This is a genomic window from Maritimimonas sp. 2210JD6-3, from assembly GCF_056591795.1.
In genome coordinates this window covers 42,614-63,662 of sequence record NZ_JBWQOJ010000007.1, presented here as the reverse complement: position 1 = coordinate 63,662, position 21,049 = coordinate 42,614, and the positions used below count along the sequence as shown (strand labels likewise).

Here is a 21,049-nt window from a genome sequence, read left to right as displayed (position 1 = left end):
ACTACTTTATGATAAAAATCAGATTTACTACTTAGATAAGTTGTTAAATTTGTAAATTAAGACGAGATATTATGAATATAGAACAGATATATACCGGTTGTTTGGCCCAAGGAGCTTATTATATAGAAAGTAATGGAGAAGTGGCAATTGTTGACCCCTTACGAGAAGTCAACCCGTATATTGAGCGAGCAGAAAAAGATAATGCCAAGATCAAATATATTTTCGAAACACATTTCCATGCAGACTTTGTGAGTGGACATGTCACATTAGCCGAAAAAACAGGAGCTACTATTGTATATGGTCCTACAGCACAGACTTCCTTTGATTCTCATATTGCTAAAGATGGTGAAGTATTTAAAATAGGAGATATTACGATTACAGCTTTACACACACCTGGTCATACAATGGAGAGCACGACCTATTTATTGAAAGACAAAAACGGAAAAGACCATGCTATTTTTAGCGGTGATACGCTCTTTTTAGGCGATGTTGGTCGTCCTGATTTGGCGCAGAAAGCTGCTGACATGACGCAAGAAGATTTAGCAGGTATTTTATATGATAGTCTGCGTACTAAAGTAATGACGTTAGCAGATGAGGTAATCGTATATCCTGCTCATGGCGCTGGATCGGCCTGTGGTAAAAATTTAAGTAAAGAAACCGTAGGTACAATTGGTGAACAAAAGCAAACTAATTATGCTTTACGTTCAGATATGACAAAAGAAGAGTTTGTAAAAGAAGTTACCGATGGTTTGTTGCCACCACCTCAATATTTTCCTTTAAATGTAAAATTGAATAAGGAAGGATACGAAAGTATTGATGAAGTATTGAATAAGGGCGTTAGACCATTAAATCCTGATGAATTCGAAAAGTTGGCAAATGAGCATGATGCGTTGATATTAGATGTTAGGCATCAATCAGAATTTATAAAAGGTTTTATTCCTCAATCTATTTTTATTGGTTTGGATGGTGGATTTGCACCTTGGGTTGGAGCCTTGGTGATGGATATAGAACAACCTATTTTATTGGTGGCTCCCGAAGGAAGGGAAGAAGAAACCATTACACGTCTGTCTCGTGTTGGTTTTGATAATACCTTAGGATATTTAAAGGGGAGCTTTGCCTCTTGGGAAAAATCAGGAAAGGAAATTGATACATTAGAATCTATCTCAGCCGACGAATTGGAAACTAGAATCAATGAACAAAATGCAATGGTTTTTGATGTAAGAAAACCTGGTGAGTATCAAAGTGAACATATTGAAAATGTACCAAATACACCGTTAGATTTTATAAATCAATATGTGAACGAATTTCCTAGCAATGAACCCTTTTATGTGCATTGTGCAGGTGGATATCGCTCGGTTATAGCGGCTTCTATTTTAAAAGCTAGAGGGTTTCATAAAGTAATTGATGTAGCTGGCGGCTATGGCGCTATAAAAAATACAGATATCAAAAAAACAGCGTACGTTTGTCCAACAACGATTAAATAGAATGTCTTTCTATTAAAAAGAATCATGAAACAAGTTATTTTTCTCATTGTATCTTTTTATGTACTAAACTTAAATGCTCAAACAAAAGTCAGTGAAAACATTTTAATATTAGATAGTTTAGCTATTTCCCCAAAAGCTACATTAGCAGATGTAGCTTGGATTTCAGGAAACTGGAAAGGAGAAGCCTTCGGTGGAATTACAGAAGAGAATTGGAGTGAACCCTCAGGTGATTCTATGATGGCAGCTTTTAAATTGATTACCAATGGTAAAGTGTCCTTTTATGAAATAGAAATTATTAGAGAGGTAAAAGAGTCTTTGATTTTACAACTCAAGCATTTTAATAATGACTTAAAAGGTTGGGAAACTAAAGAAGAAACTATCGATTTTCCATTGGTAAAAATTACAGACAATGTTGCTTATTTTGATGGAATGACCTTTCAGAAAGTGAATGATAATGAAATGAATGTGTATGTGATGATTGGAGGAAAAGATGGAACTCAGAAAGAAGTACAGTTTAATTATAAAAAATAGCGAATGAAAACCTTGAAAGTACTTTTTGTTTTCATGCTTATCGTAGCTTTTTCTTGTAAAGAGAAAGCTAAAGAAAAGACTGCTGAAAATGTTATAGAAACTGTTTCAGCAGATAAATTCAAAGAAATTTTAGATAAAAAAGAGGTACAACTTATCGATGTTCGTCGATTAGATGAATTTGAAGAAGGTTATATAGCTGACGCAGAATTATTGAATATAAATGACGAAGGCTTTATCACTAAAGCGACAAGAAACTTAGATAAAAACAAACCTGTGTTATTATATTGTAAAGCAGGTGGTATACGAAGTGTAAAAGCTGCTGAAGTTTTGGAAGAACGAGGGTACACAAAAATTTACAATCTACAGGGAGGAATTTTGGCATGGCAAGACAAAGGATATAAGCTAACAGAAGATAAACAAACGCAAGTTGTAAATGAAAAGCTAAATTCTCAAGCTTTTAAAGCGAAAATTGAAACTAAAAATATTCAATTAATAGATGTTAGAAGACCAGAAGAATACGCCGAAGGGCATCTTAAAAATGCAAAGAATATTAACTTTTATGATGATGATTTTATTGTGAAAATGAATAATGAATTAGATAAATCTAAACCAGTGTATTTATATTGTAGAAGTGGAAATAGAAGCAGTAAAGCGGCAACCAAATTAAGTAAACAAGGTTATAAAATTTATGATCTTAAAGGAGGTATTTTAGATTGGAAAGCAAACAATTATGAAGTAATTAAATAATATAGCTATAAAAAAAATGTTGGAGATATTGATAAAATAATTCGTTTTATAATTGCTGTAGCTGTAACTTTTTTAGCCTATAAAGGATACGTTCAAAGTCCATGGGATTATGTATTATATGTAGTTGCAATTATAATGTTAGTAACGGTCTTAACAAGTACTTGTTCTATTTGGCTAGCTACAGGAATGAATACTGTAAAATCAAAATTGAAATAAAAAACCGAGCAAAATTACTCGGTTTTTTATTTTTTAAAAATTGACGGTGACGCCTACTAAAAAATTTCTGGTAGCTTGTGGATAATATCCTTGAACTTCAATAGAAGTAGGTCCGCTCCAAAAATCTAAATAGGTATAACCTCTATCTACGTATTCTTTATTAAAAAGATTATTTACAAGACCAGAGAATACTATAGATTTAAATATCTTATTTGGCTTAATTTCGTAAATAATATTAAAATCACTAATAAAATAGTCATCAATTTTAGAGGCTTCAGTATCTGTATTACTTAAGTATTGCGAGCTTACATATTTGCCCATTAGAGAAAGCTGCAAGTTCTTAACTGGTAAAAAAGTCAAGGAGCTTCCTGAAATAAAATTAGGCGAAAAGGCAATATTTGTTTTGCTAAAATTCTTCACTTCCCCATCTCTTTCTATCATTAAATTGTTGATCTTATTTTCACTTATTGAAAGATTTGAATTCAGTCTAATCTTTTCAGAAATTAAAATATCAGCATCTAATTCTAAGCCTAAGCGATAGCTATCTTTTACATTTTCTCTTAAATAAGCTCCAACATCATCAATTGCACCAGTCAATACTAACTGATTTTCATAATCCATAAAGAAAATATTGGTATTCAATTTTATATTTTTAGTATTTAACCTCCAACCCAGTTCAAAATCATTTAGAGTTTCATGAGTAACATTGTCTTTATTACTTTCAAAATCATTACGGTTAGGCTCTCTATTTCCTCTTGCATACGAAGCATACAAACTATTGTTTTTGTTGACCGCGTAAGTAAGTCCAATTTTTGGATTAAAAAAACTAAAATTTGTATCAACATCAATAGGTAATCTATCTGAAGTTAATCCTTTGGTTTTATAATTTACAAAACGCCCTTGAAAATCAATATAAGTATCTATTTTCTCGCTTACGCGGAAAGTAGTTTTAGAGAAGATGCTAAAATCGGTTTTTTTAGCGTCGCTAAAATAGTAGCGATCACGAATATTAGTATTTGCTGCCAAATTACTGCCCCAGATAACTTCCCCAAAATGATCTCCGAGGTAATTACTATATGATAAACCCGTAATTATATCAATTTTTTCATTTTTATAATTTATGTTAAAGTTGGTAACATAAAAATCATTGTCTAACCATCTTCTCACAATAACATCACTATCATCTTCAATTAAATTTGCAAAATCAGCAGCCGATTCACCTTCTTTAAATTGTTCAAAGTAGCCTTCACCTTTTGTATAATTTAAACCAAGATTTGTGGACCAATTCTCGTTTAATTTTTCATTCCAATGTAACTGATAATGATTTTGATTATAATTATCGGTTTCATTTTCGTAAGTATATGGGTTCTGACGACGGTTTTGCTCTAATTGAGCAGCTGTTAAACCAAACCAAGCTTGATAGGTTCTTTCCTTTCCACCAAAAGTTAAAGCTTTAATTAGGGTATTATCATCAATATAGGAAGCTTGTAAAAAATACGATTTTAGGTCAGTAAAGGCACGATCTACATAACCATCAGAATAAATATTTGAAAGGCGCCCAATAATTTCTATATTATCATTTATCAATCCAGAGCTTAGTTTTACGGTATGCTTTCTTGTTGCATAAGATCCAAAAGAATTAGATACTTCTCCGTAGGCCTTATCAGAAATAGCATCAGTCAATAAATTTAAACTTGCACCAAAGGCTCCAGAACCGTTAGTTGAAGTTCCTACGCCTCGCTGTAATTGTAAGCTTTGAGTTGAAGAAGCAAAATCACCAAGGTTTACCCAAAAAGTTCCTTGGCTTTCAGCATCGTTATAGGGTATGCCATTAATAGTAATGTTCACTCGAGTTGCATCAGAACCACGCACGCGTAGATAAGTATAACCAACACCAGCACCAGCGTCAGAAGAACTAATTACAGAAGGTAAATAATTAAGTAAAACCGGAATGTCTTGCCCTAAATTACGCTTGGCTATTTCCTTTTTACTTAGGTTTGAATGTGTTACTGGAGCAGTTGCTTTAACACGAACAGCTTTCACCAAAACTTCGTCTAATTTTTCGACCTTAGTAGAGTCTTGTTTTTTCTCTTGAGCATACATACTGACCGAAAGTAGCAGTAATGTCAAGAACAACGATATTTTTTTCATCGATTAAAATGTTAATCGAATAAAAAGAGGTAATTATTCTTATATTAATAATTGACTTTAGTCATTACGAGGAGTTTACGACGAAGTAATCTCTTCATCAAAAACAGATTGCCACAGTAATCTTAAAAATTACTTCGCAATGACGCTTCATTTCCTAAACAGCATTACCTGTTCTAGGTTCAATGGGTATGATCTCAGCCGATAATAGGCACCCCTTTATGAGAACGTTGCAAAATTACTAGCTATTTTTTAATTAGCAATGCCTAGTTTAAATTATTATTTTAGCCATTCTAATTACAGAATTTTCTATGAGTCAATCCTTTAAAGTAAAAGTCAATGAATCTTATGATTTTAGTTTTTCTGAAGAAGAAATTAAAGACTTAGATCAAGTCAAGAAGGCTAAAAATAATTACCATATTTTAAAAGGAAATCAATCCTTTGATACTATTGTTCTTGAATCTGATTTTAATCAAAAAAAATATACTGTTCTGGTAAATGGGAATAGTTACGAAATAGCTATTTCCAATGAATTGGATATGTTAATTACTGAATTAGGATTGGAAGCTTCTTCTGTAAAAAAAGCAAATGATGTAAAAGCACCGATGCCAGGGTTAATTGTTTCTATTGATGTGAAAAATGGCCAAGAGATTAAAGAAGGTGAAGGTGTTTTGGTTTTAGAAGCGATGAAAATGGAAAACACCTTAGTGGCTCCTAAAGATGGTATTGTAAAAGCGATTAATATAAAAGTAGGAGACAAGGTTGAAAAGAACGAACTTTTAATTGAAATGGAATAAGATGAAGAAGATTTTAATAGCAAATAGAGGAGAAATTGCGTTACGCGTGATGCGATCAGCAAAAAAAATGGGTATTAAAACGGTTGCTGTTTTTTCTGAAGCCGATAGAAATGCACCACATGTGCGTTTTGCAGATGAAGCCGTTTGTGTGGGACCCGCTCCTTCGAATCAGTCGTATTTATTGGGTGATAAAATTATAGAAGTTGCTAAATCACTCAATATTGATGGCATTCATCCAGGATATGGATTTTTAAGTGAGAATGCCGCTTTTGCTGAAGCGGTTGAAAAAGCAGGCATTATTTTTATTGGCCCCAAATCAAAAGCCATTAAGATAATGGGGAGCAAATTAGCAGCTAAAGAGGCTGTTAAAGACTACAATATTCCTATGGTACCAGGTATTGATGAAGCCGTTACCGATGTAGCTTACGCAGAAAAAATTGCTAAAAAAATAGGCTATCCTATTTTAATAAAAGCCTCTGCTGGTGGTGGTGGAAAAGGAATGCGCATTGTAGAAAAAGAAGCAGACATTACCGAACAAATGGAACGTGCGATCTCAGAAGCTACTTCTGCTTTTGGAGACGGCTCCGTTTTTATAGAGAAATATATTAGTTCTCCACGTCATATTGAAATTCAAGTATTGGCAGATAGCCATGGTAATACCGTGCATTTATTTGAACGAGAATGTAGTGTACAGCGCCGTCATCAAAAAGTAGTTGAAGAAGCACCTTCTAGTGTATTAACTCCCGAAATAAGAATAAAAATGGGTGAAGCTGCTGTAAAAGTGGCAAAGGCATGTGATTATTTAGGAGCGGGTACGGTTGAATTCTTATTAGATGAACATAAGAATTTCTATTTTTTAGAAATGAATACACGTTTACAAGTAGAGCATCCTGTTACGGAATTGATCACTGGTATTGACCTTGTTGAAGAACAGATTAAGATTGCTAGAGGTGAGCAATTATCCTTTAAACAAGAAGATTTAAGTATTGATGGACATGCTTTAGAATTACGTGTGTATGCAGAAGATCCGTTGAATGATTTTCTACCAAGCATCGGAACTTTAGAAGTGTATAACCCACCCAAAGGTGAAAATATTCGTGTCGATGATGGTTTTGAAGAAGGTATGGAAATTCCTATTTATTACGATCCTATGATTTCGAAACTCATAACCTATGGAAAAACACGTACTGAAGCTATAGAATTGATGAAAGATGCCATAGCCAATTATAAAGTGAAAGGAATACAAACTACATTACCTTTTGGAAAATTTGTGTGTGAGCATGAAGCCTTTACCTCTGGTAATTTTGATACACATTTTGTTAAGAAATACTATTCAAAAGAATTATTAGAAGATGCCTACAAAACAGAGGCTGAAATAGCCGCTACAATAGCTTTGAAAATGTATTTAGAAGAACAACAAACCCTAAAAGTACCAACCCGTGAAATCTAAAATAGATAAATTACAAAATAAAATTGCTAAGGCGAAATTAGGAGGCGGAGAAAAGCGAATAGATCGCCAACATCAAAAAGGAAAACTAACGGCTCGTGAGCGTATTGACTATTTATTAGATGAGGGTTCTTTTGAAGAGGTTGGTATTTTGGTAACCCATCGAACTACCGATTTTGGTATGGACAAACAACAGTTTTATGGCGATGGCGTAGTGACGGGTTATGGGACTATAGATGGGCGACTGATCTATATTTTCGCACAAGATTTTACCGTTTTTGGAGGTTCATTATCAGAAACACATGCCGAAAAGATTTGTAAGATTATGAATTTGGCTGTAAAAGTTGGCGCTCCTTTAATAGGGTTAAATGACTCTGGTGGTGCTCGTATTCAAGAAGGTGTTCGTTCGTTAGGTGGCTATGCTGATATCTTTTATAGAAATGTGCAAGCGTCTGGTGTAATACCTCAAATTTCTGCCATTATGGGACCTTGTGCGGGTGGTGCTGTATATTCTCCAGCAATGACTGACTTTACCGTGATGGTTGAAAATTCAAGCTATATGTTTGTTACAGGCCCAAATGTGGTAAAAACAGTAACCAATGAAGAAGTAACATCAGAAGAATTGGGTGGCGCAAGTACACATGCTACCAAATCAGGTGTAACACATTTAACTTCTGAAAACGATGTGCAATGTCTTGAAGACATTAAAACCTTATTGAGTTTTATGCCTCAAAATAATCAGGAAACTACCAAGAAACTATCTTATGAATTAGCTGAAGAATACCGAGAAGAATTATCAGATATTGTTCCAGAGAATGCCAATAAGCCGTATGATATGCGAAAGGTAATTAATGGTATTACAGATACAGCATCTTTCTTTGAAATCCATAAAGATTATGCCGAAAATATTGTGATTGGTTTTGCGCGTTTAGCAGGAAGAAGTATCGGCATCGTTGCCAATCAACCTATGAGTTTAGCAGGATGTTTAGATGTAAATAGTTCTAAAAAGGCAGCTCGTTTTACCCGTTTTTGCGATTGTTTTAATATTCCATTATTAGTGTTGGTTGATGTGCCTGGATTTTTACCAGGAACAGATCAAGAATGGAATGCTATTATCACTAATGGAGCTAAATTATTATATGCGTTGAGTGAAGCTACAGTACCAAGAATTAGTGTGATTACGCGAAAAGCGTATGGAGGTGCGTACGACGTGATGAATTCGAAGCATATAGGTGCCGATATGAATTTCGCTTGGCCATCAGCTGAAATTGCAGTAATGGGCGCAAAAGGAGCTAGTGAAATTATCTTTAAAAAAGAAATCGCTGAAGCGGAAAATCATGAGGCAAAATTGGCTGAAAAGGAAGCTGAATATGCTGAAAAGTTTGCAAACCCATATCGAGCGGCACAACGAGGTTTTATTGATGAAGTTATTTTGCCAGAAGAAACACGAAGAAAATTGATCAAAGCATTTGCCATGCTCGAAGGTAAAAAAGTAGATAGACCCAAACGCAAGCACGGGAATATTCCTTTATAAATTATTAGTTTACAATGTTGAGCGATAAGTTCAAGTCATTTCGAACGTATGTGAGAAATCTAAAAAACATAAAGATTTCTCAATCGAAGCCGAGCTTCTCATTTCGAAATGACTGATAATTTAGTATTGTTATTCCTACTTAGAAGAAATCAGTGAATATTTAAGTTATGAATCAATCAAAAGGATTAAAAACGTGGCATCAGTTTATCGAAAATAGAGATGTATCGTTATTGGACAAATTTCTTACTGAAGATGTAGTACTTTTTTCTCCAGTGGTTTTTACACCTATAGAAGGCAGGTTTTTTGTAAAAATGTACTTACTGGCTGCCGAACAGATTATTGCCAACGAAAGTTTTGAATATGTTAATGAAATTTCACAAGAAGACTATGCAGTCTTAGAATTTAAAACAGAAATTGATGGTGTTATCGTAGAAGGTATAGACATGATCACATTCAATCCTGAGGGCAAACTAAAATCGCTCAAAGTAATGGTACGTCCGTTAAAAGCAATGAACATTGTCCATCAGAAAATAGGCGAATTTTTAGAAAAGATGAATCAATAATTAATTCTTATCCTCTACTAATTCCAATCCTTGATTAATCCCTTTTTCTATGGCTGGAACGCCACGTTGCATCCATACTGGTTTCGGAGCCCCTTTTAAGTAATAATCAAAAAATTGTGAAAGTCTAATATTAAAATCTCTTCGGTTTTGAAATTTAAGAGGCCAATGTGGCTCATCATTATAATTTAAAAACCACGAAGGTTTACCTAAACGCCTTAAATTCACAAAGAGCTCTATACCTTGATACCATGGTACATGACCATCAGTATCGTTATGCATAATTAGTAAAGGAGTATTTACTTTGTCAAGATTAAAAATAGGTGAATTCTCTATATAACGAGCAGGATATTCCCATGGTGTACCACCAATCCTACTTTGTGTATGCTCATATTGAAATTGACGGCTAAGACCAGTCCACCAGCGAATTCCACCATACGCACTAATCATATTAGGCACCGGAGCACCCGCTTCTGCAGCTTTAAAAATAGCTGTCTTGGTCACTAAATATGCAATTTGATAACCACCCCAACTATGACCTTGTACACCAATATTATCTTTATCGATGAATCCTTTTTCAATTAAAGAAGTAACTCCAGGAATCACACAATTATAAGCACTTTCACCAGGATAACCTTCACGATAATACACATCAGGATTAAAGATTACATATCCGTTACTGGCATAATATGGATAATTAATTGTTGATCTACCAAAGGTTGGAGCCCGATGCCTATGCAAACCATTAGAACTTTTTTCGTAAAAATTAACAATCATAGGGTACTTCTTATTTGGGTCAAAATTCTCAGGCTTGACCAACATCCCTGTTAATTCTTTTCCGTCAAGAGATGTCCATTTTATCTGCTCAATAGTAGCCCAATTGTAATCGTTTTGTTGAGGATTAGCATCACTAATCTTAACTTGATTTTTAAAGCTGAGGTCAGCATATCGAATATCTGGAAACTCTTGAAATGATTCTCTAGTAAAAATAAACTCATCATTTAATTTAGCTTTTTTGGCTCTTGAATATTGATGTGGGCTTTCAACGAGCTGTTTTCCTTTATTATTTTTCGGGTTGAATTCATAAAAGCCACCATCTTTAGTGTTTTCATTAAAAGTAGATAGCAACCATTTTTTATTAGGATCTAGAAATCGCTCTTCGTCATCTAACATTACATACCTGTAAACAGTTTTCGATTCTCTACCTTTTGTTAATCTAGAGCTTTCACCAGTAGTAGGATTATACTTAAATAGATCATAACGATCATAAAGAATTAGGTATTTATCATCTTTAGTCCAACCAGCATTACCATAAGGATAAGGAGGCGTTGGACTGTCGTGTAATTCGTTGTAATAAATTTTTCCCTTAGTTAAAGGTTGGTATTTAGAATTTTTGATGTTATAGGCAAACCAAGTACTATCAATACGATTATAGCCATAAGCATAATTACCTTTTGGGCTTAAATTTACATTACCAGCAATTTTAGCAAGTATTTTTTTACGATTACCATTGACAACATTCACAATAGCATATTCTCTTGCCCATAAACCATCCCATTGACTTTCGAGTTCATAAGGTTCAGGATTATCAACTAAAGCATAATTCGCATTGCCTTCATCGGCTAATTTAATATTGGGATATTCTTGGGTAGCGAGTTGAACCAAATTTTTATTTGAGTTTAAATGAACAACTGTTTGATATGATTTCTTCTTATCATTTTTAACTTGTAATTCTTGAACTGTATAGAGCCTAGGCTCATCATAGGTCCATACTTCGACATTTACAATTTCGTCATCTATGAGTGTGGTATCTTTTACTATTGGAGGAGTTGCTAGACCAAAATATAATCTCGATTCATCTTTTGAAAAACTTGTTTTACCATCTGAAGACACTAAATATCCCTTTGGTGAAGAATTGCTATCAAGTAATTTTTTGGCTGAAGTGTTATTTTCTTTCCAGTGATATAATTCATTTGGACGTACCTGAACTTTTGTGGTATCGTTATCAACTACAAATGCAAGATTTTTACCTGAATCGCTAAAATTTAATTGATAGAATTTTGCTTTTTCAGTTTGATATATTGGTTTTAGATCTTCATTTTCTAGGTTTAACATATAAACACCAGCTTTTGCTTTGTCTTTTTCACCAGTAGTTGAAAAAGCAAAGCGCTTTCCTTCTTTAGCAAACGTAAAATGAGTGACATACTTAAATGTATCTTGCTTTTTTGTTGTGAGGTTTTTGAGCACTAAATGATATCCGTTTTCTTTTCCAACTTTTTTAGACTTGTTTTTCTTTTTTGTTAGAGTTGAATCCTTTTTTTCTTTCTTTTTTGATTTCACTTCTTCAAAAGTATAAGCAATATAACCAGACCATTTTTCTGGGATTTTGTAGGATTTTACATTGGCTATTTTAGTCAATGATTTATTGGTTAAATTAAAAAGACCTATAGAATCTTTCGGTAATTTATCTTTTTTCACCTTTTTTCGTTTCAATTCTACGATGCTATCTTTCCAAGGTTTGATAGTAAAAAATGCAAAATTAGAATCGTACGAAAATTGTCCTTGCTGCCCTCGGTCATATTCAAAAACCAATGAAGTATTGGGTCTTTTTATCTTTAAAAAGTTATCCTTTTCTCCTTTTTCCAAGGAATACATAATATAGTCACCATTTGGTGATATGGTTTGATCTTTTATGGCGTTCCAAATTTCTTTATCAGAATGATCTAAAACTTTTTTTTGGGAAAATGAAAAAATAAAAAGGCAAATAAATAGGGCGGAAATAGTAGTTTTCATAAGGAGTTAGTTCTGATGTATAAATATAATACAATTGAAACTTAAACAGAATTAGTTAAGGTTAGGTTTTTTTCGACCACTTTTCTTTTCTGATTGTTTCTTCTTTTTATCTAGCCGCTTTTTTACAGATGCTTTGGTTGGTTTTGTAGCTTTTCTTCGTTTAGGTTTTTTTAACCCTTTTTTTAAAAATTCTAATAAACGTTCAATTACTAGCTCTTTATTGCGGTGCTGACTTCGACTTTCGTCACAAAAAAGAATCAGCAGCTTATCGTTGGTAAGCTTGGTTGAAAGATTTTTGTAAAGTAGTTCTTTTTCCTCTTCAGATAAATGATAAGTATTTGCAACATCAAACGTTAATTCAATTTTTGAGGATACTTTATTCACATGTTGCCCACCTGCACCAGAACTTCTAACAGCTTTAAATTGAAGTTCTTTTCTAATGCCTTCAAAATCCATCGCCCATATTAAAGTTTTGCTGATCGATGTTTTGATGTAAGAAATGAAGGTCAAGATCTATTAATGACTCAGAAAAACTATCGAGGTCATTACGATTACTAAGTAGTTTATCAATGGCTTTTATAGCTTTTTTTAAACGTGTTTCTTTGTCTCCTTTCAATAAAATATAAGGTCTGTTGTGTTTTTTTAAAGCATTTTCAAAAGCATTAAACATTTCTAAACGTTGTTCGGGCCTATCGCGTAAGTCATCAGCCTCCCAAGGTGTGTCTATATAGGTTAGAAGATATAGATCATATTGATTTTGTTGGGCAGCTTCGTCTAATTTTGGATCTACAAATCCACCATAATATTCTTCTGAATACACTTTTGTTTCTAGAAGATCAGTATCACAAATTAAAACTTTATCAGCTTTTTTAGCAAGGGTATTCTCTAATTTTATTTGCCCGATAGCAATAGGTAAAAGATCTGAATTTTCGCAAGTCTTACGTTTATTATTCCACTTTTCTTGTAAATATTCACGAGCATATTCTGGCGCCCAAACAGTATTGTAATGACGTGAAAGTTGGATAGAAAGCGTCGTTTTTCCTGTAGATTCGGGACCAAACAATACAACTTTTATGATGTTTGCAGGTTGCTGTTTAAGCTTTTTTTCCATAAGATATATCCTTGAATAGCTAAAATTAAGAAAATTGTGTATTGAATTCCGGTAAAACCGTAACCTTTTATAAAATAAAGCGGAATAGAAACGATGTTTCCTACAATCCAGAATATCCAATGCTCTATTTTTTTATTGGCCATTAACCACATAGCCGCAAAGAAAATTCCTGTGGTAAATGTGTCTAGAAAAGGAGTGATCTTTCTAAAATTTTCTAGACTGCCCGAAAACATATTTGTAACAGCATAATTAACACTCTCTGAAAGCCCTAAATTATTAGGCATCACATTGTAATATCGATAAACAGCAATTACAAATAGCGAAGTAAAAATAAAAATACCAGTAGTTTTTGATTTGTCGCTTTTATGAGTTCTTGTAATTGGAATGTGGTGTTTATCGTCATCAATAACTTTACTCCACATATACCAACCATAAATACTCATAGCAGTGTAGTAAATGTTAATGATTAAATCGCCATAGAGATTCCATTGAGATAATAAATACACATATAAACCTGTACTAATAATGCCAGTGGGGTAAACTAAAATATTTTCTTTTTTAGCATAAAAAACACTAACAACTCCAAAAAAAGCTGCGATAAATTCTAGAACAATATTAATTGTTTCGGCATTTTTATAAGGAACAATAAAAAAATCTAGTAGTTCAGTCATTTTTTATTTCATTAAAGAATTCGTCATTTTCTTCGAAAGCGGTACCAATTACTACTATATCAGCTCCAGCTGAATAGGCATCTTTTATTTGTTGCTTAGTTTTAATACCACCACCCACAATTAAAGGAATATCAAGTTCTTTTTTCACAGAAGTGATAATACTTGGCTCTACGGGTATTGTTGCTCCTGAACCCGCTTCAAGATAGATAAGCTGTTTCCCTGAATATGCTCCTGCTACTGCCGTATTTGTTATTAATGAAATATCATTTTGAGAAATAGGCAATGTTTTGCTCACTCTCTGTACTGAAGTTTCAACGCCACCATCAATCAATAAATACCCAGTTGGTATAACCTCAATGGTAGTTCTTTGAAGTTTTGTAACTGCTTTTATATGCTGTTCAATCAAATATTCTGGATTTCTTCCTGAAAGAAGACTCAAAAAAAGAATTCCATCTGCCTCCCCAGTTATTTGAGAATAATCTCCTGGGAATAGGATAATTGGCAATTTTGTTAATCTTTTAACAGCTTTAACAACTTGTTCAGTTTTATGATAGGCATCTGTACTACCCCCAACAAAAATATGAGTTGCGATAGATTGATGTACTTTATCAAAAAAAATAGGTAAACTTTTTAGGTTAACTTTATCAGGATCAATAAGAACGGCAAGCAATTTCTCACCCGCATTCATTGCATTTGTAATGTTTTTATAAATGATTTGCATACTTAGTGTAGTGCATAAACGCAAGTAAAGCCTTCAAATTCAAGGAAATTAATAGAGTAGTTATTTATTTTTCCATTGTAGTGAATCGACCCTGTTGTTTGTAAACTATCAAATGAAAAATCAGTAATATCTATATGATTTCTAAAAAGCAATCCTGGTTTTTCATATATTTTATATAGACTTTCTTTTGCTCCCCAAACAATTGTTAATTTTCTTACGATAGCTTCATGATTTGCTAGTGTTTTATATTCTTCAAAAGGAGTGAATTTATGAGCAATTTTTACAATTTTATCTCGTTGCTTTTCAATGTCGATACCTACGGGAGTATTTTTACTCACTATGATTCCTGAAAAAATAAAAGAATGTGTTATAGATATAAACGAGCCATCTTTTAAATGCGGTTTTCCTAGATCATCATAAAATAAATCGGAATCTACATACTCAGCTTCAGCCAACAAATGGCGAACGCTCATAAAACCTCTACGATGTAGATCTGATTTCATACGATCAACACGTTCGCGGCAAGGCGGTGTAAGTACAATACCTTTTGAAAGTGTATCAAAAGATTCTTCAATCTTCCAGATATAGACTTTGGTATCTTGATTTACATCAATGGTTTTAAAAAGCGGCATATTTCTAAGTTATTCAGTATATTTGCAACCTGAATTAGTATAAAACAAAGATACAAATATGAGTACAAAAACAGTTACTTATGTGCCTTACAAAGTTAAAGACATTTCTTTAGCAAATTGGGGGAGAAAAGAAATTGAGTTGGCTGAGGCTGAAATGCCAGGTTTAATGTCATTGCGCGAAGAGTACAAAAACGAACAACCACTTAAAGGAGCGCGTATTGCGGGATGTTTGCATATGACAATTCAAACGGCGGTATTAATCGAAACACTTATAGCACTTGGTGCTGAGGTGACTTGGAGTTCGTGTAATATATTTTCTACGCAAGATCAAGCTGCCGCTGCTATTGCTGAAGCTGGGATTCCGGTGTATGCATGGAAAGGAATGAATGAAGAAGAGTTTGATTGGTGTATTGAACAAACATTGTTTTTTGGTGAAGATAGAAAACCATTAAACATGATTTTAGATGATGGAGGTGATTTAACCAACATGGTTTTAGATAAATACCCTGAATTAGCAGCTGGAATAAAAGGATTATCTGAAGAAACAACTACAGGTGTTCACAGATTATATGATCGTGTAAAAAATGGCACACTACCGATGCCAGCTATTAATGTAAATGATTCGGTAACGAAATCGAAATTTGATAATAAATACGGGTGTAGAGAATCTGCTGTAGATGCTATTAAACGTGCAACAGATTTAATGATTGCAGGTAAACGTGTTGTAGTTTGTGGTTACGGAGATGTAGGTAAAGGCACTGCTGCTTCCTTTAGAGGAGCTGGAGCAATTGTGACAGTGACAGAAATTGATCCGATATGTGCGTTACAAGCAGCTATGGATGGTTATGAAGTGAAAAAATTAGATACCGTTATCGGAAAAGCAGATATCGTGATAACAACTACGGGTAATAAAGATATCGTAGTAGGGCGTCATTTTGAGGCGATGAAAGACAAAACCATAGTTTGTAATATTGGTCATTTTGATAATGAGATAGATATGGCTTGGTTAAATGGAAAATACGGTGCTTCTAAGGTTGAAATTAAACCACAAGTTGATAAATATACTTTAAACGGAACGGATATTATTGTTTTAGCTGAAGGAAGATTGGTAAATCTAGGATGTGCTACGGGGCACCCAAGCTTTGTGATGAGTAACTCATTTACAAACCAAACATTAGCGCAAATAGAATTATGGAAGAATTCTGAAAAATATGATAATGAAGTGTATATGTTGCCAAAACATTTAGATGAAAAGGTAGCGCGTTTACACCTTGAGAAAATAGGTGTGGAGTTAGAAACTTTAAATGAAGACCAAGCTGCATATATTGGTGTTACGGTTGAAGGCCCTTATAAACCAGAATATTATAGATACTAATTTCATTGCTGCAAAAGCAGGAATCTTATGATATAAACCCTTGCTTTCGTTAGTAAGGGTTTTTAATTTTATTAAATTATCTTTGTATAAACCTGATAGAAATGAGAAATTTATTAGTTACAATAGGTACGAGTGGTAATGCTAAGAACACATTACAGTACGCAATAGATATGGCTGAGGAATTTAATGCTAAGGTATATGCTATAAAAGTATATGATAGTACTAGAATTGCTGGATCATTGAAAAATATAGATGCCGTTTTAGAAGAAACTGTAACGAATGAGGTTAATGAAATTATAACTAAAGTTGATAGGCGTGGTGTTGAGGTTGCTATTATATCTGCAAAAGGTAATCTAGTAGAGAGTATTGAAAAAATTTCTAAAGAATTAACTATTGATCTAATAGTTTCTTCTGCTAAGAGTATTTCTACTGATGAAACCTTATTTCTTGGAAAAACATCAGGTAGTATTGTTAAAGATACTTCTACACCTGTTTTGATTGTGCCTTCTCAATACAGATTTAAAAAAATATCTAAAATATTAATAGCTGTAAAATCAGGAGTGATAGAATCAGATAATGTATTAAATCCACTAATTAATTTAGTAAATAAGTTTCGTGCAAATTTAGATTTGATTCAGGTAATTACTCCAAAATCTAATAAAAAAGAACAAGAGATTAACAATAATTTAAGGGCTTTAGCGTCATCATTTACCACTACAGAGAATGCTACTATTTTTCAAGGTGTTTTAGAACATTTACATTCTACAGAGCCCGATATGTTATGTGTAATGCGTAGAAAAAGGGGATTCTTTGCTCGATTATGGCAAGATGATGCCGTTAAAAAAGCAAATTTTGAAAGTAGGCTTCCGTTGTTAATCCTAAAGGACAAATAAACATATGGGGATGTAGCTCAGCTGGCTAGAGCGCTTGACTGGCAGTCAAGAGGTCGTGGGTTCGAGTCCCATCTTCTCCACAATTTTTTATTATAAAACACACATTATGTGTGTTTTATAATTTTAAAGGGGTATAAAAAGGGGGTTATTTATATTAATATTTCTCACCAGCACCAATCGATTCACCATCTTGGTATTTATGTTTTATAACCGCTTGACATATTAAAGAACCATCGGAGTAAGTTTTACCAGTATATAAACAAGTTTTTAGTTCTTTCATTTTTTGAATTTTTCATAAGATTATATTTTTAATTATTCACAATAAAAATTAATTGAATTTAGGGGTTAAAGAATTAAGATAGGTAGTGCTCAGCTTTAGTTCATTTTCTTGAAGTTCAGTAAATTAAATTATGATTATTTTAATATAGTCGCCGTACTATATTGTTAATTGATTGATAAAAATTGATGTAATGAAATAATTATTTGTAAATTGGCGTTATTATTGTGTCAATTTACATAAATTATAATTATGGCAAAGAAAGAATCATCATCTACCTTAGAGTCGATTAATTTTGGAGAACTTAAGATTGAATCGTCTAGCAAAAAATTAATAAATGCTTTTGCTAAAACGAAATTTGTTCCTAGACTAATGACAAAAAAGTCGTTAGAACATTTGATTTCTTTAAGTAGAAAAGGTTTAACATATTCAGAATTTGAAAAGATTAGTTCAAAGCTAAACTTATCAAAAGAGGATTGGTGTAATATTTTGGATATCTCATCTAGAACATTAGATCGATATAAAAGTGAAAATAGAACTTTTGATAGTTTACCTACTGAAAAAATTTACGAAATAGATATAATCTATAAAAAAGGCATTTCAATTTTTGACACACCTGAAAAATTTCTTATTTGGCTTGAAAGCGAAAATGTAATTCTGGGCAATGAAAAACCAAAGAATTTACTTGACACCAGCTTTGGTATTGAACTACTTAAACAAGAATTAAATAAACTTGAATTTGGTTTGTTCGTATGATATGTTATAGAATTTCTCCAGAGGAATACGCAGATAGTTTAAGTGGTTATGGGGCTTATTTAAATGGGGGAAGATGGAATAGTAAAGGGGTTTCAGTTTTATATACAGCAGAATCAAGGTCATTAGCTTGTTTAGAAACACTTGTTCATTTTACTGCCACACATTTAGTTCCTAAAAATTATAAAGTTGTTACGCTATTTGTAAATGATTCTGTACACATAAATAGAATAGTTACTGAAAATTATGATGATTATCTTCAAAACAAAATTGAAAATACACAGCTAACAGGAAACTTTATGTTAAATAATGACTGTTTTGGTTTTAAAGCTCAGTCATTTATTGTAAAAAATGAGTACAATATAATGTTAAATCCAAATCATAAGGATTTTGACAAAAAAGTAAAGATTCTTGATATAGAGGATTTTAATTTAGACGGTAGGCTTTTCAAGATAAAGTAAAACATTCAAGGAATAAATAAAATCGAAAATCCTTAACGATAAACTCTAGACAAAATGTGTAATGTGTCTAGAGTTTTTTTATTTTTAATAGTACAAGAACTTCAGTATAAAAAACGATAGTTTAATATTAGATCAAATAAAATAATATCAACCTATATATAGCCCTAAATGGAATCAGAAATCATCAAAATTGGTAAGTCTAAAAGGTATTATTATAACTAATTTAACAATATAATATTTGATTAACTATAACCTCCTGTTAATCAAATATAAGTAATTAAAAAGAATTAATTAAGTATTGGAGTCCCATCTTCTCCACAATTATAAAGAGCTGGTTTTAATCAGCTCTTTATAGTTTAAACCATTCTGATACGGTTTCAATCATTTCGGCATCACCTTCTACACATTCGAACTCATTGTTTTTAGGATTGTAGGTGTAGCCTTCTTTCCATATATCAATATTTTCTACTATGAGTCGAATAGCATTACAGATAAATAGCACTTCGTCATTTGTGGTGATAGGATGTAATGATAAACGTACCCAACCTGGTTTTATCGTGAGATCTTTCTCTGAAATACCTTTCGTAATTTTTTTAGAAGAATCTTCACACAGATCGAATAGGTGATGACTATACGTACTAGCACAAGACCACCCTCCTCTAACTTGAATACCAAATCGATCATTTAACAACCTGACAATTAAATTGTAATGAATATTTTCAATACCAAAAGAAATACAACCAATACGAGGTTCTTCATTAAAACCTAATAAGTACAGACCAGGTATTTTTTTTAATTCAGTAAAACATAATTCAAGCAATTCTTCCTCACGTTTCTCAATATTATCTTCACCCATTTTTTCTTTTAAACGTATGGCTAAAGCAGCACGCATTACTTGCAAAAAGCCAGGTGTACCGCCATCTTCTTTGGTCTCAATATCATCATAATAACCATATTCGCCCCATGGATTTGTCCATTTTACGTTTCCACCACCAGGCACGTCTGGGCAATTGGTATTGTATAAATTCTTATTGAATACTAATATGCCACAAGTTCCGGGTCCACCCAAAAACTTATGCGGAGAAAAATAAATAGCATCTAATCGCTCTTCTGGATCTTTAGGATGCATGTCTATCTTTACATAAGGTGCCGAAGCAGCTAAGTCGATAAAGCAATACCCACCATGTTGATGCATCATCTTAGCTAATTGATGATACGGTGTAATGATACCTGTTACATTAGAACACCCTGTAAAAGCACCAATTTTTAAAGGTCTATTCTTATATTTCTCTAAAGCTTCTTCTAGTTTATGCGGACATACTAACTTGTGCTCATTACATGGTAAAATTACAACATCAGCGATGGTTTCCATCCAGGGTACATGATTCGAATGATGCTCCATATGCGTGATAAAAACAACAGGTCTTTCATTTTCTGGGATAGAAATTTTGTCTTTTACTGCATCAGGCCAACGTAATCCCATCACTCGGTGTAATCGAGAAAGCACATCAGTCATACCCGTACCAGCCGTTACTAGCACATCATTTTCATCAGCATTTACATGTTCTTTTATAATTTGACGAGCATGCTTGTAAGCATAGGTAGATGCTTTGCCAGTTTCACTCGAAAAAGAATGTGTATTGGCTACCATAGGGCCAATAACATTTCGCATCGTATCTTCGATAGGAGCATATAATCTACCACTAGCTATCCAATCTGCATAGATAATTTTTTGATCTCCGTTAAGAGATTTAAAATTGTGACCGTCACCAACAACATGCTTTCTAAATTGTTGAAAATAGGTCTCTAGAGATTTAGGTTTTGTAATATCTTGTTTTTTAATAGTAGTTTTCATGATTTGAAATTATGACATAAAAAAAACACTTTGGTAAAATTAA

At 33.0% G+C, this 21,049-nt stretch carries 20 protein-coding genes, 1 tRNA gene and 1 pseudogene; 13 read left to right on the top strand and 9 right to left on the bottom strand.

Features of this window, described 5'->3' with window-relative positions:
• Positions 1-71 precede the first annotated feature (71 nt).
• The 4 genes and pseudogenes from AC1EUY_RS05255 to AC1EUY_RS05240 form a co-directional block, all read left to right on the top strand.
• Positions 72-1,484 (top strand): MBL fold metallo-hydrolase, encoded by a 1,413-nt coding sequence (locus tag AC1EUY_RS05255; protein ID WP_480194457.1) that lies wholly within the window; start codon positions 72-74, stop codon positions 1,482-1,484.
• 24 nt (positions 1,485-1,508) lie between these two features.
• The gene (locus AC1EUY_RS05250; protein WP_480194456.1) at positions 1,509-2,015 is read left to right on the top strand and encodes a DUF6265 family protein; all 507 of its coding nucleotides are present in this window, start codon (positions 1,509-1,511) and stop codon (positions 2,013-2,015) included.
• A gap of 3 nt (positions 2,016-2,018) precedes the next feature.
• Positions 2,019-2,762 carry a rhodanese-like domain-containing protein gene (locus AC1EUY_RS05245; protein WP_480194455.1) on the top strand — a complete coding sequence of 248 codons (744 nt, stop codon included), beginning with the start codon at positions 2,019-2,021 and terminating at the stop codon, positions 2,760-2,762.
• Positions 2,763-2,783: 21 nt separating this feature from the next.
• Positions 2,784-2,978 (top strand): annotated as a pseudogene (locus tag AC1EUY_RS05240) (YgaP-like transmembrane domain); the annotation flags it as partial.
• A gap of 33 nt (positions 2,979-3,011) precedes the next feature.
• Here AC1EUY_RS05240 and AC1EUY_RS05235 read toward each other — a convergent pair.
• The gene (locus AC1EUY_RS05235) at positions 3,012-5,129 is read right to left on the bottom strand and encodes a TonB-dependent receptor (RefSeq protein ID WP_480194454.1); all 2,118 of its coding nucleotides are present in this window, start codon (positions 5,127-5,129) and stop codon (positions 3,012-3,014) included.
• A gap of 308 nt (positions 5,130-5,437) precedes the next feature.
• Between AC1EUY_RS05235 and AC1EUY_RS05230 the strand changes: the two genes are divergently transcribed.
• The 4 genes from AC1EUY_RS05230 (at position 5,438) to AC1EUY_RS05215 (ending at position 9,467) form a co-directional block, all read left to right on the top strand.
• Complete coding sequence (locus AC1EUY_RS05230; RefSeq protein WP_480194453.1) at positions 5,438-5,923, top strand: biotin/lipoyl-containing protein; 486 nt, start codon at positions 5,438-5,440, stop codon at positions 5,921-5,923.
• Position 5,924: 1 nt separating this feature from the next.
• Positions 5,925-7,373, top strand: a complete 1,449-nt coding sequence (accC, locus tag AC1EUY_RS05225) for an acetyl-CoA carboxylase biotin carboxylase subunit (RefSeq protein ID WP_480194452.1) — start codon at positions 5,925-5,927, stop codon at positions 7,371-7,373.
• Entirely contained in the window at positions 7,363-8,904 is a 1,542-nt protein-coding gene (locus AC1EUY_RS05220; protein ID WP_480194451.1) for an acyl-CoA carboxylase subunit beta, read from the top strand. Before accC ends, AC1EUY_RS05220 begins: the two co-directional genes overlap by 11 nt.
• Before the next feature lie 167 nt (positions 8,905-9,071).
• Positions 9,072-9,467, top strand: a complete 396-nt coding sequence (locus AC1EUY_RS05215) for a nuclear transport factor 2 family protein (RefSeq protein ID WP_480194450.1) — start codon at positions 9,072-9,074, stop codon at positions 9,465-9,467.
• Here AC1EUY_RS05215 and AC1EUY_RS05210 read toward each other — a convergent pair whose 3' ends face one another.
• The 6 genes from AC1EUY_RS05210 to AC1EUY_RS05185 are packed head-to-tail and all read right to left on the bottom strand — an operon-like array spanning position 9,468 to position 15,392.
• Positions 9,468-12,257, bottom strand: coding sequence for an alpha/beta hydrolase family protein (locus tag AC1EUY_RS05210; RefSeq protein ID WP_480194449.1), 2,790 nt, complete (start codon positions 12,255-12,257; stop codon positions 9,468-9,470).
• A 51-nt stretch (positions 12,258-12,308) separates the two neighbouring features.
• Positions 12,309-12,713: an alternative ribosome rescue aminoacyl-tRNA hydrolase ArfB gene (gene arfB / locus AC1EUY_RS05205; protein WP_480194448.1), complete on the bottom strand. Its 405-nt coding sequence runs from the start codon at positions 12,711-12,713 to the stop codon at positions 12,309-12,311.
• Positions 12,703-13,368, bottom strand: a complete 666-nt coding sequence (locus AC1EUY_RS05200; RefSeq protein ID WP_480194447.1) for an AAA family ATPase — start codon at positions 13,366-13,368, stop codon at positions 12,703-12,705. Before AC1EUY_RS05200 ends, arfB begins: the two co-directional genes overlap by 11 nt.
• Positions 13,329-14,039, bottom strand: a complete 711-nt coding sequence (gene pnuC, locus AC1EUY_RS05195) for a nicotinamide riboside transporter PnuC (protein WP_480194446.1) — start codon at positions 14,037-14,039, stop codon at positions 13,329-13,331. The genes AC1EUY_RS05200 and pnuC overlap by 40 nt, the downstream gene beginning before the upstream one ends.
• On the bottom strand, positions 14,032-14,760 hold the full coding sequence (locus AC1EUY_RS05190) for a phosphoglycerol geranylgeranyltransferase (protein ID WP_480194445.1): 729 nt from the start codon (positions 14,758-14,760) through the stop codon (positions 14,032-14,034). Before AC1EUY_RS05190 ends, pnuC begins: the two co-directional genes overlap by 8 nt.
• A gap of 2 nt (positions 14,761-14,762) precedes the next feature.
• The gene (locus tag AC1EUY_RS05185; RefSeq protein ID WP_480194444.1) at positions 14,763-15,392 is read right to left on the bottom strand and encodes a 4'-phosphopantetheinyl transferase family protein; all 630 of its coding nucleotides are present in this window, start codon (positions 15,390-15,392) and stop codon (positions 14,763-14,765) included.
• Between the two features lie 58 nt (positions 15,393-15,450).
• Between AC1EUY_RS05185 and ahcY the strand changes: the two genes are divergently transcribed.
• From ahcY to AC1EUY_RS05170, 3 genes are all read left to right on the top strand, one after another.
• Positions 15,451-16,767, top strand: a complete 1,317-nt coding sequence (gene ahcY, locus AC1EUY_RS05180) for an adenosylhomocysteinase (protein ID WP_480194443.1) — start codon at positions 15,451-15,453, stop codon at positions 16,765-16,767.
• 101 nt (positions 16,768-16,868) lie between these two features.
• A complete protein-coding gene (locus tag AC1EUY_RS05175) occupies positions 16,869-17,660 on the top strand; it encodes a universal stress protein (protein WP_480194442.1) in 792 nt (263 codons plus the stop codon).
• A gap of 6 nt (positions 17,661-17,666) precedes the next feature.
• Positions 17,667-17,740: transfer RNA gene (locus AC1EUY_RS05170), tRNA-Ala, on the top strand.
• A 74-nt stretch (positions 17,741-17,814) separates the two neighbouring features.
• Here the strand turns inward: AC1EUY_RS05170 and AC1EUY_RS05165 are convergent.
• Positions 17,815-17,940: a hypothetical protein gene (locus AC1EUY_RS05165; protein WP_480194441.1), complete on the bottom strand. Its 126-nt coding sequence runs from the start codon at positions 17,938-17,940 to the stop codon at positions 17,815-17,817.
• A gap of 249 nt (positions 17,941-18,189) precedes the next feature.
• On the opposite strand from AC1EUY_RS05165, the gene parS reads away from it, so the two are divergent.
• Together parS and AC1EUY_RS05155 are read left to right on the top strand one after the other, a co-directional pair.
• On the top strand, positions 18,190-18,693 hold the full coding sequence (gene parS, locus AC1EUY_RS05160) for a type II RES/Xre toxin-antitoxin system antitoxin (protein ID WP_480194440.1): 504 nt from the start codon (positions 18,190-18,192) through the stop codon (positions 18,691-18,693).
• Positions 18,690-19,151, top strand: coding sequence for an RES family NAD+ phosphorylase (locus AC1EUY_RS05155; protein WP_480194439.1), 462 nt, complete (start codon positions 18,690-18,692; stop codon positions 19,149-19,151). The genes parS and AC1EUY_RS05155 overlap by 4 nt, the downstream gene beginning before the upstream one ends.
• Before the next feature lie 349 nt (positions 19,152-19,500).
• Here the strand turns inward: AC1EUY_RS05155 and AC1EUY_RS05150 are convergent, their stop codons facing one another.
• A complete protein-coding gene (locus AC1EUY_RS05150) occupies positions 19,501-21,006 on the bottom strand; it encodes an aminotransferase class V-fold PLP-dependent enzyme (RefSeq protein WP_480194438.1) in 1,506 nt (501 codons plus the stop codon).
• Positions 21,007-21,049: the final 43 nt, after the last annotated feature.

What these genes read in the sequence shown, in the direction of transcription:
- AC1EUY_RS05255 (WP_480194457.1), top strand. Translation starts at nt 72, where the DNA reads ATGAATATAGAACAGATATATACCGGTTGTTTGGCCCAAGGAGCTTAT.
- AC1EUY_RS05250 (WP_480194456.1), top strand. Translation starts at nt 1,509, where the DNA reads ATGAAACAAGTTATTTTTCTCATTGTATCTTTTTATGTACTAAACTTA.
- AC1EUY_RS05245 (WP_480194455.1), top strand. Translation starts at nt 2,019, where the DNA reads ATGAAAACCTTGAAAGTACTTTTTGTTTTCATGCTTATCGTAGCTTTT.
- AC1EUY_RS05235 (WP_480194454.1), bottom strand. Translation starts at nt 5,129, where the DNA reads ATGAAAAAAATATCGTTGTTCTTGACATTACTGCTACTTTCGGTCAGT.
- AC1EUY_RS05230 (WP_480194453.1), top strand. Translation starts at nt 5,438, where the DNA reads ATGAGTCAATCCTTTAAAGTAAAAGTCAATGAATCTTATGATTTTAGT.
- accC (WP_480194452.1), top strand. Translation starts at nt 5,925, where the DNA reads ATGAAGAAGATTTTAATAGCAAATAGAGGAGAAATTGCGTTACGCGTG.
- AC1EUY_RS05215 (WP_480194450.1), top strand. Translation starts at nt 9,072, where the DNA reads ATGAATCAATCAAAAGGATTAAAAACGTGGCATCAGTTTATCGAAAAT.
- AC1EUY_RS05210 (WP_480194449.1), bottom strand. Translation starts at nt 12,257, where the DNA reads ATGAAAACTACTATTTCCGCCCTATTTATTTGCCTTTTTATTTTTTCA.
- arfB (WP_480194448.1), bottom strand. Translation starts at nt 12,713, where the DNA reads ATGGATTTTGAAGGCATTAGAAAAGAACTTCAATTTAAAGCTGTTAGA.
- AC1EUY_RS05200 (WP_480194447.1), bottom strand. Translation starts at nt 13,368, where the DNA reads ATGGAAAAAAAGCTTAAACAGCAACCTGCAAACATCATAAAAGTTGTA.
- pnuC (WP_480194446.1), bottom strand. Translation starts at nt 14,039, where the DNA reads ATGACTGAACTACTAGATTTTTTTATTGTTCCTTATAAAAATGCCGAA.
- AC1EUY_RS05190 (WP_480194445.1), bottom strand. Translation starts at nt 14,760, where the DNA reads ATGCAAATCATTTATAAAAACATTACAAATGCAATGAATGCGGGTGAG.
- AC1EUY_RS05185 (WP_480194444.1), bottom strand. Translation starts at nt 15,392, where the DNA reads ATGCCGCTTTTTAAAACCATTGATGTAAATCAAGATACCAAAGTCTAT.
- ahcY (WP_480194443.1), top strand. Translation starts at nt 15,451, where the DNA reads ATGAGTACAAAAACAGTTACTTATGTGCCTTACAAAGTTAAAGACATT.
- AC1EUY_RS05175 (WP_480194442.1), top strand. Translation starts at nt 16,869, where the DNA reads ATGAGAAATTTATTAGTTACAATAGGTACGAGTGGTAATGCTAAGAAC.
- AC1EUY_RS05165 (WP_480194441.1), bottom strand. Translation starts at nt 17,940, where the DNA reads ATGAAAGAACTAAAAACTTGTTTATATACTGGTAAAACTTACTCCGAT.
- parS (WP_480194440.1), top strand. Translation starts at nt 18,190, where the DNA reads ATGGCAAAGAAAGAATCATCATCTACCTTAGAGTCGATTAATTTTGGA.
- AC1EUY_RS05155 (WP_480194439.1), top strand. Translation starts at nt 18,690, where the DNA reads ATGATATGTTATAGAATTTCTCCAGAGGAATACGCAGATAGTTTAAGT.
- AC1EUY_RS05150 (WP_480194438.1), bottom strand. Translation starts at nt 21,006, where the DNA reads ATGAAAACTACTATTAAAAAACAAGATATTACAAAACCTAAATCTCTA.